Annotated in this window: 6 protein-coding genes and 1 pseudogene; 2 read left to right on the plus strand and 5 right to left on the minus strand. The window is 72.1% G+C overall.

All coding sequences use genetic code 11. The features are described 5' to 3' along the window. Positions 1-77: 77 nt before the first annotated feature. From QF027_RS36370 to QF027_RS36380, 3 genes and pseudogenes are all read right to left on the minus strand, one after another. Positions 78-764, minus strand: coding sequence for a peptidyl-prolyl cis-trans isomerase (locus tag QF027_RS36370; protein ID WP_306975085.1), 687 nt, complete (start codon positions 762-764; stop codon positions 78-80). Beyond that, positions 761-4,976 (minus strand): annotated as a pseudogene (locus QF027_RS36375) (NEW3 domain-containing protein). Before QF027_RS36375 ends, QF027_RS36370 begins: the two are co-directional and overlap by 4 nt. A 110-nt stretch (positions 4,977-5,086) precedes the next feature. Continuing rightward, positions 5,087-5,971 (minus strand): MurR/RpiR family transcriptional regulator, encoded by an 885-nt coding sequence (locus QF027_RS36380; RefSeq protein ID WP_306975082.1) that lies wholly within the window; start codon positions 5,969-5,971, stop codon positions 5,087-5,089. A gap of 119 nt (positions 5,972-6,090) precedes the next feature. On the opposite strand from QF027_RS36380, the gene QF027_RS36385 reads away from it, so the two are divergent. After that, on the plus strand, positions 6,091-6,855 hold the full coding sequence (locus QF027_RS36385; RefSeq protein WP_306975080.1) for an SIS domain-containing protein: 765 nt from the start codon (positions 6,091-6,093) through the stop codon (positions 6,853-6,855). Positions 6,856-6,924: 69 nt separating this feature from the next. Here QF027_RS36385 and QF027_RS36390 read toward each other — a convergent pair whose 3' ends face one another. Both QF027_RS36390 and QF027_RS36395 read right to left on the minus strand, forming a co-directional pair. After that, the gene (locus QF027_RS36390) at positions 6,925-9,984 is read right to left on the minus strand and encodes a beta-N-acetylglucosaminidase domain-containing protein (protein WP_307079379.1); all 3,060 of its coding nucleotides are present in this window, start codon (positions 9,982-9,984) and stop codon (positions 6,925-6,927) included. A gap of 48 nt (positions 9,985-10,032) precedes the next feature. Next, the gene (locus tag QF027_RS36395; RefSeq protein ID WP_307079381.1) at positions 10,033-11,073 is read right to left on the minus strand and encodes a lysylphosphatidylglycerol synthase transmembrane domain-containing protein; all 1,041 of its coding nucleotides are present in this window, start codon (positions 11,071-11,073) and stop codon (positions 10,033-10,035) included. 572 nt (positions 11,074-11,645) lie between these two features. On the opposite strand from QF027_RS36395, the gene QF027_RS36400 reads away from it, so the two are divergent. Continuing rightward, complete coding sequence (locus QF027_RS36400; protein WP_307079383.1) at positions 11,646-14,873, plus strand: AfsR/SARP family transcriptional regulator; 3,228 nt, start codon at positions 11,646-11,648, stop codon at positions 14,871-14,873. The last annotated feature ends 113 nt before the right edge of the window (positions 14,874-14,986 follow it).

Raw genomic sequence — 14,986 nt, forward strand, 5'->3', positions numbered from 1 at the left:
TCCGATTGATGAAAAGGTGGACCAGAATTCATCGGAGGTCAATGGTTTCCCGTGTTGCGTTTAGGTTCCGTGCGAGATCAGTGACGGTGTTCGTGGTCCGGGTGCGAGGGATCGCCGGGGTGTTCGTGCCCGTGGGCGTAGGTCACACCGCCGCGTGCCTGGTCCAGCCAACCGAAGAATGCCTTGCGGCCGGCTGCCTTGCGGAGCTCGCGTGAGATGCCTTCGCGGACCTCGTCGTACGGCAGCGTGTCGCTGGGCGCGGCCTCGTCGAAGGGATCGACGCCCCGCCTGAGGGCGTCCGGGGTGAGGAAGCGGTCCCGGTTGCGGTCGTAATAGTCCCGTACGGCGGTTTCCGGGACCGTCTGTTCGGACTCCAGGGCGGCGAGGAGGGTGCGGGCGGCGGGGGAGTGGGCGAGGGCTGCGGCGACGATGCTGCCGAGGTCTGCGACGTCTGTCTCGGCGACGGCCAGGACGGAGGCGGGTGACACCTCTTCCGGTACTTTCAGGCCCCGGTCGGCGCAGGCTCGGCGGGCGAGTTCGTCGGTGACGACGACTTGAGTGGCCCAGCGACGGCGTTGTCTCGCGGCAGAGGGTGCCTCTGGTTGCCGTCTGGCGGGTGCGGGTTCGTGGTGGCTGGTCGCGCCCCGCGGCGGAGCCGCAAATCGATACAGCCCCGCGCCCCTGCGGGGCGCTTTCAGGAACGAGTCGACCCGTTCTCTTGGTAGCGGCTCACCGTCTATCAGCGCCGCGTGTTCCGGCGTCACGGGGTCACCTCCAGGGCGATCGCCCTCGTGTAGGCCACGTGGCCGTTCCACGCCGCCTTCGCCATCAGCCAGTACGAGCCCGGTGGGATCGACGAGCCATCCACCTCGATCGCGCACTCCACCTCTTCCCCGCCCGGCACCGTGAAGCCCCGCAGCCCGGGTCCCACGCCCCGCCACGTGCCCCACGACGACACCGTCCACAGCTGGCCGCCGACCGGGCCCCGTGTGGTGTTGCGCAGGCTCACCGGAACCTGAGCCCGCTCACCCTTTCGCACGGTGACCCGGTCGGCGTTCAGCTCGCACACCAGCCCCTGACCGGCGGGCGGACCGCCGGGCACGTCGAGGCCGACGACGTCCTCGTAGTTCTGACCGCCGTACGACAGCCGGGCCGTGAGCCAGTGGCGGCCGGGATCGGCGTCCGGTGGCGGTGTCACCGTCACCTCGGCCAGCGAGAAGCCGCCGGGGCCGAGCGTGTACGGCAGTTCGGCGGGCTCCGCGGACCAGCCGGGCGGCACCTCGAAGACCACGGTGCCGTTCGTCGAGGTGTCGGTGAGCTCCGAACTGACCCGGACCGTCGCCGTGACGGGGCCGGAGGCGGTCAGCGCCGTGGGGGAGAGGTAGACGGAGACGGGCATGTTGCCGCGTGGGGCGGGCCCGGAGTTGTGCAGCCAGTAGCGGGTGTGGACGGGCTGGGCGGGCTCGTGGGCGGCGACCCCGGGATCGGCCGTCGGCTCGGGCGCCTGTGGGGGCGTGGCCAGGACGGTAGCCACCTCGAAGCCGGTCAGCTCCGCCTCCAGCGCCCCCTCGCCGTCCGGGATCAGCGACTCCCCGGGCCTTTCCAGTACGTCCGCCCGGGCGCCCTCCGTCCAGGCGACCGGCCCGCGCACCCGGGCCCGCACCGGCCGTCCGTTCACCTCGTGCACGCGGACGACGACCCCGCGCCCCGGGTCCGCCGGCGTCGTGCCGCCCCGGGCCAGCGGGGAGCCCAGCGGCTTGAGGGCGTCGAGGAGCACCTCGCGGGCGGGCTCGACCGCCAGCAGGGAGGTCTTCCTGGGCAGGAGCGGGGACGTGCCCTCGCCGCGCAGCCGGGCCGTGAGCGGATGGTTGAACTCATGGCCGCGGGCGGGGAGTCGGAGGTCCCGCCAGTCACCCTCGCCCGCCACGACCGCGTACTCGAAGGTGTGCGACCAGCGCTGGAGCTGGAAGCCCGACCCGTCGGGGGTCGTGCGGCGGGGCGGGTCGACCCAGATGCCGGACGGCCAGCCCGTGCAGGAGCGCATCAGGGACATGTAGAGGTCTCCGGAGGAGGTGACCACACAGCCCGGCGTGCCGCGGTTCAGGACGGCGAAGCCGCGCCCGTCCCAGGCGTCGCCCGGCGGCAGGGCCTCGCCACCGCCCGGCGCTGTGGCCGTGACGGTGAAGTCCTCCAGGTCGGCGATCAGCGCGTCGACCGCCTTGGCGTCACCCGAGGGGTCCGCGCCCGCGATCACCAGCAGCGGCAGGCGTTCCAGGTCGCGCAGGTCGGCGCCCGGTACCCACTCCTCGCGCAGAGAGGCGCGCGGTGCGACCCACACGGCCGCCACGCCCCGCTCGGCGACCTGGCGGCGCAGCTCGCGGTCGGCGGCCGGGTCCATGGCGAGCGCCTCGGCGACCAGGGAGTTGCGCTGCGGGCCGCCGACGGCGATCCGGATGTCGGGGAGGTTGGAGTCCACCTCCAGATCTCCGTAGCGGGGGCCGCCCGCGATGGTCGAGGTGGCGGTGACGCCGGCGCGGACCAGGGCCGCCGCGAGCGGGGTGCCCAGCTCACCGGCCTCGTCCCAGTCGGCGTACACCAGCTCCGCGACACCGATGGCCCGCCTGCCGAGCGGCGCACCGGAGTCGTCGTGCAGGAGGACCCGGGCCGTGGACCCCAGTGCGAACCAGGTGTTGGCCGGGTTGTCCAGCGTCCACGGGAACTGCTCGCTGTCCACCTCGACGAAGCCGAAGCCGCGCCCGATCACCGCGTCGGCGACCTCGTGCACGGGCAGCCCGCCCCGCACGTCGGAGGGCCAGCGGACCCGGATCAGGCGGTCGGCGCCGTCGTAGCCGTCGATCGTCGTGGAGACGTCGAGGCGGTCGACGCCCGCCCAGAGGGTCAGCCGCTGGGTGTACTTGAAGAGGCCGAGGTCGGCGCGGACGGTGATCCGGGAGCCGGCCGGGGGAGTGATCGACATCGACCTCGGCGGTCACGTCACGGCCGCGCGCGGCGGTCGTGCCGGTCGGGGTGAGGTGCCAGGGGCCCTCGCCGAAGCGCGGGTGCCTCGGGAACTCCTCCTGGACGACGAGCTCGTTGCCGATCTCCCCGGCGGGCAGGAGCTCCCGGCCGCCCTCGGTCACCGCCCGCAGACTGCTCACGGCACCACCGCGCGCTGCGTCGACCGTCACCTCGTAGAACTCGTTGCGGATGGTCGTCCCCTCGCCGGGGGTCCACCCGGGGAGGGAACCGGCCGCCAGGGGCAGGGTCTTGAGGCCCATGCCGGGCACCTGCGGGACGACGACCCGCAGGGTGCCGTCCCCTTCGCGCACGGCCGGCAGCGGCTGGAAGTCGTCGCCGACGGGCACCAGGCCCGGGTCGTCGACGGTCAGCACGTCCTGGCGTTCCCAGGTCGCCGGGTTGAAGACCACCAGGTCCGGGCCGGTGCCCGGCTCGACCCGGTCGGCCAGCGCCTTGGTGGCGTCCGCGTGCACGGTCTCGGCGAGGTCGGCCAACTCCCGCCAGCCGGTGAGGAGATCGATGTACACCTGGTCCGACTCGGAACCGGTGATGGCGTCGTGGTGGGCGCCGTAGACGAGGTGCCGCCAGGCCTTGTCGAGGGCCGCGTCCGGATAGGCGTGCCCGGTGACGAGGGAGGCGAGCGTCGCCCAGGCCTCCGCGTCGGCGAGGAGCGTCTCGCCGTGGCGCTGGGCCTGCTTGGTGTCGATGTAGGAGACGTCCTTGCCGGTGTAGATCGGGTTCATGTCCCGGGTCTGCGGCGAGGCCCTGCGGCCCTCGGCGTCCAGCTCCGCGCGCACGGCGGCGAAGAAGTCCCGGGGAACGGCGCTGATGAACCGGGGCCAGACGTAACGGGCGTTCCAGTCCCGGTGGATGTCCATCACCCAGCGGCACGGCGGCGCGTAGTCCCCGCCGACCGGGAGCAGCACATTGCGCGTGAGCGCGACCTTCTTGAGCCCCTGGAAGAGCTTGAACGCCTCCGCCTCCGCCTCCGGCAGCGTCGGCGCGTTGTCGATCCGCCAGCCGGCGCCGTAGTGGTTGACCATGTACGCGGTGAGGATCCCGCGCCCGGAGGGGGCGATCCAGTCGAACTCCGCCGGGAACTGCATCCGCGTCGGGTCCCGCGGCTCCTCGCCGAAGACGGACAGGGTGGGTCCCCACTGGTGGAAGGGACCGCGCGCCCAGGAGCTGGACGTCACCCCGGCGTCGGCCATCAGCCCCGGGAACTGCGGGTCGTGCCCGAACGCGTCCAGTTGCCAGGCCGTCTCCGGGGACGCCCCGAGGATCGCGCGCTGGTATCCGTCGCCGTACAGCGCATTGCGTACGGTCGCCTCGGCGCCGGTGAGATTGGTGTTCGGCTCGTTGTAGGTGCCGCCCATGATCTCGACGCGGCCGGTGCGGATCAGCTCGCGCAGGAAGCCGCGCTCCTCCGGGAAGGAGTCCCAGTACGGCTTGAGGTAGTCGACCTCGGCCAGCACGAAGGTGTACGCCGGGTCGCGCCGGGCCAGGTCGCTGTGGGCGCGGACCAGGCTCATGCCCGACTGGCCGCGCGAGTCGAAGGTGCGGGCCGGCAGGCCGGTGGTGGCCGGGTCGTCGGCGACGTCCCAGGTCTCGGTGTAGGCGCCCTGGGTGTTCCACCAGACGGGGTCGTAGTGGAAGTGGCTGACCATGAACATGGTCCAGCCGGGCTCGGCGACCGTGAACTCCCCGGTGCCGTGCGCGCTCTCGGCGCCGTCCGTCGCGGTGACCGTGATCGGCCCGCCGTCGCCGGTCACGGGTATCTCGGCGCGCACGGTGCCGTTCTCGCCGACGGTGACGACCGACGCTCCGACGCCGCGTCCCTCGACGGTGACGTGGACCGAGCGACCCGGAAGGTGCTCGATGCCGACGGCCACCACCTGGAGCGGCCGCTCGGGTGTACCGACGAACAACTCGGTCGACTCAACAGCGGTGACACGCATGGGGCTCCTACGAGATGACTCGGGGGAGCACCATCCTGGCACTGAGAGGATGATTCAAACAACCATCTTTGCGTTATCTCGGTGGTTCATCCATGCATGATCGGTCAGGGTCAACGCGTACGGCGTGCCTTCACCGCGTGCTGCGGGGTGATGTGGTCGGTGAGCGCGAGGGAGGCACTGGCCCGCTGGTAGGCGACCTGGCCGACGCGGACGTAGAGGCAGTCGACGATCATCAGGACGGAGTGCCGGCCACCGATGCTGCCGGTGCGGAAGCTGGTCTCCGAGGTCGCCGAGATGAGCCGGATGTCGGCGGCCTTGGCCAGGGGGGAGCGCGGGTCGGTGGTGATGGCGATGGTGGTCGCGCCCCGCTCCTTGGCCATCTCGAAGGGCTCGAGGGTCTCGCGGGTGGCGCCGGAGTGGGAGATGCCTATGGCCACGTCGGCGGGGGTGAGCAGGGCCGCGGAGGTGGCCGCGCCGTGCACCTCGGTCCAGCCGCGGACCTGGCAGCCGATGCGGAACAGCCGGGTCTCGGTCTCCTGGGCGACCGCGCCACTGCCGCCGACGCCGTACACGTCGATACGGCGCGCCTTGGCCAGCGCCTGGGCGGCGCGCTCCAGGGCGTCGAAGTCGATGCGCTCGATGGTCTGCTGAATGGCGCGCAGATCCGCGCTGCCCACCACCTGGACGACCCGCTCCAGGCTGTCGTCCGGCGAGATGTCGGGGCCGATCTCGGCCGAACCCCAGTCGGAGACCTCGCCGCGGCCGCGCTCCTGGGCCAGTTCGATCAGCAGATGCTGGTAGGAGTCGAGTCCGATGGCGCGGCAGAACCGGGTCACCGTGGCCTGCGAGGTCCCGGTGCGGCGGCCCAGCTCGGCGGCCGAGCAGTGGGTGACGGCGGCCGGATCCTCCAGGATCAGCTCGCCCACCTTCCGCAGGGAACCGGCCAGCCGGGGCAGCTCGGTGCGGATCAGGGTGGTGACGTCGGTCGGAGGCATGGAAAGAAGGTATCAGCCACCCTTAGGGCCACTGATTGAATACCAGGACCGCGCTGTGGTTTATTGATTCATCGATGGGTGATTGTATGGTGGTTCAATCCATCAGTGGGGAGTGTTGCGTGTCCGTCGAGTCAGTCAGCGCCCAGGGCTTCGCCGAACAGAGCCTGGACGTCCTCCGTCACGTCACCGAGTCCGCCCGCGAGGACGTGCGCCGCGCCGCCGAGCTGATCGCCGACTGCATCCGCGCCGACGGTGTGATCCATGCCTTCGGCACCGGTCACTCCCAGGCGATGGTCCTGGAGGTCGCGGGCCGCGCGGGCGGTCTCGTGCCCACGAACCGGCTCCAGATTTCCGACCTCGTCCTCTACGGCGGCGACGACCCGAGCGTCCTCGACGACCCGCTGCTGGAGCGTGAGCCGGGGGTGGCCGTCCGCCTCTACGACCTGGCCGCGCCGCAGGCCCGGGACCTGTTCGTCATCATCTCCAACTCCGGCGTCAACAACGTCATCGTGGAGATGGCGCTGCATGCCAGGCAACAGGGGCACAAGATCCTCGCGATCACCTCCCTCACCCACACCGCGGCCGTGCCGGCCGGGCACGCGAGCGGGAAGAAGCTCGTGGACCTGGCGGATGTGGTGCTGGACAACGCGGCGCCGGTCGGGGACGCGTTGCTGTCGTTGCCGGGGGGTGGGGCGGTGGGGGCGCTGTCCACTCTGACCGGGGTGATGCTGGTGCAGATGGCGGTGGCCGAGGCTTCGGGGCTGCTGCTCGCCGCGGGTCAGCGTCCGCCGGTCTACGTGTCGGCCAACGTGCCCGGTGGGTTCGAGGGGAACCTGGAGCTGGAGAAGCGGTACGCGGGGCGGGTTCGGCGTACGGCGAGTTAGTGCTTGGGCGGCGGTTTGCGGGGAAGCTGCGGGCCGGTGGGGGTCGGTCGCGCAGTTCCCCGCGCCCCTTCAGGGAGTCAGTGCCACCGCCAGCGGATAGGCGCCGGTGCTGAAGGGGGGCCCTGCTGTCCCCGAGGTGACGTCGATCGGTACCAGGGCGTTTCCGTCGGCTGTCGTCACGTACGCCGTGCTGCCGTTCCAGTTCAGGGCCACGTCGAACGCCGACTTTCCGACGGTCACCTGCTTGCCCGGGGCGCCGGTCACCGTGTCGACCGGGGTGATCGTGTCCCCGTTGCTGGGACTGACCCACAGGGTCCGGCCGTCCGGTGACAGGCCCAGGCCGTACGCCTGGCCGGAGACCAGGAAGGTCGGTTCGGTCTCGTTCGTCGTCGTGTCGATCGGGGTCACCGTCGAGCCTCCGGAGTTGGAGACGTACACCGTCCTGCCGTCGGGGGCCGCCACCACGTTGAAGGGGCTGGGGCCGACCGGGATCGGCGCGCCCGCCGTGCCGGTGGTGAGGTCGACCGGGCTCACCGTGTTGTCGTGGATGTCGGCCACGTACAGGGTTCTGCCGTCGGGCGTGATCGCCATGTTCTCGGGGCCGTCGCCGACCGGGACCGGAGTGCCGGTCCTCAGGGTGCCCGTGTCGATCGACTGCACTGTGCCGTCCGTGTAGTTGGCGACCCAGAGGGTGCCGCCGTCCGGGGTGAGCGCGAGTCCGGCGGGGACCTTGCCGACGGCGACCGTGGCGGTGACCGCGCCGCTCGCCACGTCGATCACGCTGACCGTGTCGGAGCCCTGGTTGGCGGCGTACGCGGTACGCCCGTCCGCACTCACGACGACCTCGCCGGGGTTGTTGCCGACGGCGATGTTCCTGGTCGTGCCGGAGGACAGGTCGATGGAACTCACCGACGCGCCGCTGAAGTCGGCGGTCAGGGCGCGGGGTGTGCCGGTGCCGTCGGTGACCCGGACCGGGAGTGCGCGGTCCAGGAGGCCGGTGCCCGACACGACGACGGAGTGGACGCCCTCGGTCTTCCCGGTGAGGGTGACGGTGACCTTGGCGTCCGGGGTCGTGGCCGTGCCCTCGGAGGGCGAGGCGGTGACACCGTCGGGCACGTCGAGCTTCCAGCTCACGGTCCTGGCCTGCGCGTCGGAGAAGTCGAGGGTGACCGTGGCGGAGGCTCCGGGCCTGAGCGACACGGAGCTGGGCGAGAAGGCGGCGTCCACGCCGGGATCGGGGGCGTTCTCCAGCATCGTGGTGTAGAGGAACTGGTCCATCACGCCCGGCGAGACCTGCTGCGGAATGGCGTCCAACTCCTTGCGGTCTTCCTGGAGTCGCTTCCAGTACGTGGAGACCGCGTCCGCGTCACCGCGCTTGTGGGCCAGCAGCAGATCCACGGCCGTCCCGCCCGCGCCGCCGTAGCGGCCGAGCTTGTCGAGCCAGGCGGAGGTCTCGTCGAGGAACCCGGGGTTGTCGAGCCGGGCGCGCAACTGGGCGGGGGTGGCGGCCATGTCGGCGAAGTAGGACGTCAACCGGGTCGCCGCTCGGTCGAGTCCGCTGTCCTGCTCGTAGGCCTTGCGGAAGGCGGCGATCAGCCGGGTGAGGGTGGGGGACTCGGTCGGGTCGAGCTGGGAGGAGTAGTTGTTCTCGGCGAAGATCCGCAGCCACTTGGCGGCGTGGGGGCCTGCCAGGTCCTGGACCGAGGCGGCGAACGCCTTGCGTGGGTCGTAGTGGGCCGGGTTCCACAGATAGGCGGCCGAGGTGAACAGGGCGATCCGGCTCGCCTCGCCCTGGACCATCGGGTTGGCGGTCACGCCGGTGGCGGCGCTCGCCACGCCGGGTTCCCGGCCCGTGTAGGGGCCGAGGAGGAGACGGCTGGTGACGTAGTCGTTGACCGGGTAGTTGTCCCAGACCAGGATCGGGTGGCCGTAGACCTCGCGGGCCTGCTTCAGCTGCTCGGTGGTGATGGTGGGCGCGATGACACCGACGCCGGTCCACTCGACGACCACGGACGGATCGAGCTGCTCCCTGAGGGCCTTCTTGTACGGGGAGTCGGCGAGGTCGGAGTACTCGGTGGGGACCATTTCCAGGGGCTGAAGTCCGGTGTGGTCGGCGGAGAACCGCTTCCACACGGTGTTCAGCAGATGGGCCTGCGCGGCACCCGCCGCGCCACCGCCCGTGCCGAACTCCTGCTCGTCCTCGGGGCAGTTCCACTTGGTGTAGCTGATGTCGTCCAGCGGGATCGCGAAGGAGCGCACGCCGATGGCGTACAGCGAGTCGAACTTGGCGGTGAGCGCCTTGATGTCGGCGTCCGACGAATAGCAGACCGACAGGCCGGGGGAGAGGGCGTAGGTGAAGCGGACGTGGTCGGTGTCGGCCCGGTCGACCAGTTCCTTCAGCCGGTCCAGCGCCGCGGCCGGGTACTCGTCCCGCCAGCGGGCGCGCAGGTAGTCGTCGTCCTTGGGGGAGTACACGTAGACGTTCTGCTTCGTCCGGCCGTAGAAGTCGAGTTGGGCGAGTCGCTCGGCGTGCGTCCAGGGGGTGCCGTAGAAGCCCTCGATGACTCCGCGGAGCGCGGCGGTCGGCCAGTCGCGGACCTTGATCACGGGCAACTGGCGCTTGCCGTCCAGGAGTTGGCGCAGGGTCTGGGCGGCGTAGAAGGTGCCGGTGGTGTCGACGCCGGAGAGGGCGAGGAGGGCCTGGCCGTGGCTGCGGCCGGAGGCCAGGACGTAACCGCCGGAGGCGAGACCGGACGGGGAGGCGACGCCGAGCTGTTTCAGTGCACGGGCGGTGCCGCTGTTCTCCCCGGGGCCGCCGAGGTAGACGGTCAGGTCGGACGCGGATCGCCGGTCGCCGGCGTCGACCCTCGTGATGCGGTCGGCTCCGGCGGCCTTGAGGGCCGCCTCGACGACCTTTCGGGCCGAGGGATCGGTACCGGGGCCGACGACCTCGACCACCCGGTCGGGAACGGGGAGCCGGCCGGATCCGACGGTGATCTTCTGAGGGGTCGGCCATACCTCCGGCACCGTCTGCCGGGGGTCGGCCGAGGCGGGGGCCGTCGGCGCCGCGAGGCCCAGGGCCAGCAGCAGGGCGGCGACCACACATCTGAGATTGATGAATGAATCCACCTGGGAATGCTAGGAGTGTTGAATGCATCATTCAATGGTGCCGGTGTGTCAGAGTGCCTTTCGGTGTACGAGGGCCGACATGCACAGCACACCCGGCAGCAGGGGCAGCCACACCGTCAGGACGCGGTAGCCGATGAGGGTCGCCGTGCCGAGGGCCACGGGGACGCCGTAGGCGGCGAGGGTGAAGACCATGGCCGCGTCCACCGGACCGATGCCGCCCGGCGCGGGTACGGAACCGACCGCGCTGCTCGCGGCGAGGTACGCGAACGCGACCTGTGCCCAGGACAGTGTCACTCCGAGCGAGGCACCGACCGCGTGGATCACACTCGCCTGGAGCAGGGGTGCGGCGGCCGCGCCGCCCCACAGGGCGAGGATCCGGCTGGGCATGGTGTGCAGTCGGCGGGCGTCGGTCAGGGCGGTACGCACGAACGTGACCGCCGGGCTGCGCAGCGGGCGGACGAGGGTCAGCACCAGGAGCGTGCCGGCGAGCCCGAGTCCCGCCGCCGCCAGGGGCAGGAACAGCATGCGCCGGTCCGGGACGAGCTCATCGAGCCGCAGCAGACCGGGCATGACGACCAGGAAGCCGATCAGGACGAGCGTCTTGGCGATCGGCCTGACCAGCGCGTACAGGGCGAGCGAGGCGGTGGCGCGGCCCAGCGGGATGCCCTGCCCCTGGAGGAAGCGCAGGGTGACGGCGTGTGCGCCGAGACTCGCCGGTAGCACATGGTTGGCCGCGCCGGCGGCGAACTGCGAGGCGACCAGCAGTCCCGACGGCAGCCGCTCGGGCAGGGCGCCCTGCCGGACGACGGAGGCGGACACCCAGCCCAGGCAGGTGTAGAAGAGCCCGATGAGCAGCCACCAGGGGTCGGCAGTGGCCAGCCGCGCGGTGCCGTCGTACAGGGCACGCCAGTCCAGTGCCGCCCAGATGCCGATGAGCAGGACGGGGAGCAGGGTGAGCAGGCGGCGGGTGAGACGGGTCAGGGAGCGGCGGGAACCGGCGGGAGCGGGAGCCGGAACACGGACCGGGCGCGGAGCCCCGGCCGGGGCCGGGAGTGGCCCCGGGGGACCTTCGATCGGAAGCAGGGACACGGCGCACGTCGTCCTTTCGCGTCATGCCCCGTGCGGGACACGGGGCATGACGGAGGCAAGGCGATGCAGAGGGGACGAGGGAAACGTTCCCTCTCGGTGTGACGTTCAAATGTCAGGCAGCCGAAGAGGGGCGGGCAGGCGGGCGAAACGGGGTGGGGCGTCGGGGCGGACCCGCTGGTTCCCACCGCGCAGGGCCTCCCGCTGTCGCTCGAGGTGCAGGTCGGTGCCGTATCCGTGCCGGGCGGGCCCACCCCGTCCTCATGACACGTGACGCACATGGAATTCCGGCGCGAGAAATATCGCAGAGCCCTCATACGAGCGCCCCCGATCAGCCGTCCCTCAGGGGAGGGGTATCTCTGGGCACCGCCGAAATCCAGCCAACCGTCGTCCGGGGGGAAGCCAGGCGTCCGGCTTCTGCGCACTGGGCGCAACCCGCTGTTCGGGGACCGCCGCCCTGCGGCCCCCTGGCCGGATCCGGCCAGGGCCGCCCCGATCTCGTCGTCCACCGGCACCACCCGTCGATATCGTCGAACACGCATCCGTGGGGCGGGCGGTACGGCGATCGGGGAACGATGCTCCAGGTACGTCTTCTCGGTCCGGTGGAGGTGTGGGAGGGGAACCGACAGGCGCCGCTCGGCGGGGTCAGACCCCTGGCGGTGCTGTCCGCACTCGTCGTCCATCTGGGCGAGGTGCTCTCCACGGAACGGCTCGTGGACTGTGTCTGGGACGAGCAGGCGCCCGCCACCGCCAGCGCCCTCGTCGCCACCCATGTCTCCGCGGTACGACGCGCGCTCGCCCGCGTCGGTGAGGCGGAGGTGATCCGAACCCGGCCGCCGGGATACGTCGCCGACCTCGACCCCTCCCAGGTCGACGCCCGCCGCTTCGAGGAACTGCTCACGTCGGGCCGGGCCGAGGCCGCCCGGGGCCGCGCGGACGACGCCGCCGAGCTGCTGTCCGAGGCATTGGGGCTGTGGCGGGGGCAGGAGGCCATGGAAGGACTGGGCCAGTCGTTCGCCCGGATCGAGGCGGCCCGGCTGGGCGAACTGCGGCTGGTCGCCCAGGAGGAGTCCTTCGGCCTCCAGTTGGAGCTCGGCCGCGCGGACCGCACCATCGCGCCCCTGCTCGCGCACGTCGCCGCCCACCCCCTCCGGGAACGGCCGCGCGGCCAGCTGATGACCGCGCTGTTCCGCACCGGACGGGTCTCCGACGCCCTGCGCACCTACCAGGAGGGCCGCGAGGTCCTGCGCGAGGAGCTGGGCATCGACGCCGGGCCGGAACTGCGGGCGCTGCACAAGGCCGTACTGACCAACGACCCCTCGCTGCTCGGCGCCGGCTCCCGGCCCCACGACCCCGCACTCCTCGGCACCGGCTCCAGACCCCACAACCCCGCTCCGCCGGGCTCCGGCTACCGCCCCCACGACCCCTCACCGCTCGGCTCCGGCTCCGGCCCGTCGGCACAGGAAGCGGCCGCCGCTGCCGACCGGGCCCGGCAGCGGACCACGAGCCGTACGACGGCGGTCGGCACCGGAGCGGACGCGCCGTCCCCGAGACCCGCCCCGTCCCATCTCCCCCCGGACATAGCCGACTTCGTCGGCCGGTCGGACCAGATCGACTGGGCCGTCTCGCTGCTGGGCCGGGTCGACGACCCCGGCCGTACCGCCCCGCCGATCGGGGTGATCTCCGGACGCTCCGGAACGGGCAAGACCGCCCTCGCCGTCCACGTCGGCCATCGCACCGCGGAACTCTTCCCGGACGGCCGTCTGTTCGTGGACCTGCGGGCCGCCGACACCGCCCCGCTGCAACCGGCCGACGCCCTCGCCCGGCTGCTGCGGGCCATGGGCGCCGAACCGGCGACGCTGCCGAGCTCCGTCGAGGAACTGACGGGGCTGTACCGCACGTACACCGGCCACCGCCGCATTCTGCTGATCCTGGACAACGCCGCCGGCGAGGCGCACGTACGGCCGCTGCTGCCGCCCGGCCCCGGCTCCGCGGTGCTCGTCACGAGCCGGCGCCGACTGGTGGCGCTGGAGGGCGCGGCCCATCTCGATCTGACCGTCCCGGACGAGGAGGAGGCACTCGAACTCCTCAGACGGGTCGCCGGAGCGGACCGTGTCCGCGCGGAGCCAGAACAGACCGCCGAGATCGTCGCCCTGTGCGGGCGCCTGCCGCTCGCCGTGCGCATCGCCGGAGCGCGGCTCGCGGCCCGGCCGCACTGGGTGCCCGGCCGGCTCGCCGCCCGCCTGCGGGACGAACGCCTTCGGCTCAACGAACTCCGCGCCGGGGACCTGGAGTTGCGCACCAGCCTCGAACTGGGCTACGCCGACCTCGATCCGCAGGAGCGTCGCGCCCTGCGCCGGCTGGCCCTGCTCGACCTGCCCGACTTCGCGGCCTGGATCGCCGCGCCCCTGCTGGACATCGGCACGGAGGAGGCCGAGGAGGCCGTCGAGCGGCTGGTGGACTGCCACTTCATCGACGTGATCGGGGTGGACGGCACCGGCCGCAGCCGCTACCGCATCCATGACCTGGCCCGTGAGCACGCCCGCGAACGCTGCCTGTCGGAGGAGAGCGCCGAGGAGCGGGCGGGTGCAGTACGGCGCCTGGTGGAGTGCTGGCTCGGGCTGGCCGAGAAGGCCGCCGCACGGGGCCCCGGCGGCACGGCACGCTACTTCCCCGAACCGGCCGCCGTACGGCCCGTCGACCCGCTCGATCCGCAGGCCGACGAGGATCTGCTCAGCCGCCCCACGGCCTGGTTCGCCGCCGAACAGGCCGGTCTGCTGGCGGCGGTGGAGTACTGCGCCGACCACGGGATGGACCGCGCCGCCCGGGACCTCGCCGGCGCCCTGATCGCGAGCTCGGTCGCGCTGTACAACCAGTTCGACGCATGGTCCCGCTCGCACACCGCGGCGATGGCGGCGGTGCGGCGCAGCGGCGACGGCGAGGGTGAGGCGTGGCTGCTCACGGGGCTGGGTCAACTGCGCTACGAACAGGACGAGTTCGAGGAGTCGTACGCCTACTACCGCGACGCCCTGAGGCTGTTCGAGGCACAGGGCGACGGGCCGCAGGGGACGGCCCAGGCCCTTCTCGGCATGGCAACGGCCCGGCGTGAACAGGCCCGTTACTCCGAGGCGTTGGAGCTGCTCGGCGCTGCGCTGGAGCGGTACAGGGGGCTCGACGACCGCGGTGCCCGGGCCCGGGTGCTGTACGGCCTCGGTTACGTGTACCGGGAACAGGGCGACGGCTCCGCGGCCCGGGAGGCCTTCGCGCAGGCCCTGGAGCTGTACCGCGCGGAGAACGACCGGCACGGCGAGGCGCTGATCCTGCGCGCGCTGGCCCTGTGCCACCGGGCCGAGGGGGAGTACGAGGACGCCGAACGGTTGCTGCGGGGCGCGTTGCGGGTTTTCGTCGGCCTCCACGACACGTTCGGCGTGATGTACGCGGAGCAGTCGCTGGCGAAGGTGGAGCTGCGTCTGGGTCTTCTGGACGAGTCGCGCGAACGGCTCGGGCGGTGTCTGGAGCTGGCGCGGGAGCGACAGGACCGGTTCGGCGAGGCACTGGTGCTGCGGACGCTGGGGGAGTGGTGTCTGGCCTCCGGTGACGCCGGGAGCGCGCGGGGGCCGCTGGAGCGGGCGCTGTCGCTCTGGGAGACGCTGCGGCTGCCGCTGTGGCGGGCACGGACCCTCTGGGACCTGGCTGAGGTGTGGGAGGCCGACGGGGAGGCGGGGGCGGCTTCGGGGGCACGAGCCGAAGCGATGGGGGTTTTCGGGGAGTTGGGGGCTCGGGAGGCGCGGGAGCGGGCGTAGGAGCGAAGTGGGCGCGACGTGGGCGCTGAGCGAGCGAAGCGGGTGCGGCGATGCCGCTGCAGACCCCTTGGTCCGCTGCTTGCAGGCGATCTGCAGAGCATTTGCAGAGGACC

Origin of the sequence: Streptomyces canus (assembly GCF_030816965.1) — a bacterium.
GTDB lineage: Bacteria > Actinomycetota > Actinomycetes > Streptomycetales > Streptomycetaceae > Streptomyces > Streptomyces canus_E.

Coding starts and splice junctions, on each gene's coding strand:
- QF027_RS36380 (WP_306975082.1), bottom strand. CDS start 5,971: ATGCCTCCGACCGACGTCACCACCCTGATCCGCACCGAGCTGCCCCGG.
- QF027_RS36400 (WP_307079383.1), top strand. CDS start 11,646: ATGCTCCAGGTACGTCTTCTCGGTCCGGTGGAGGTGTGGGAGGGGAAC.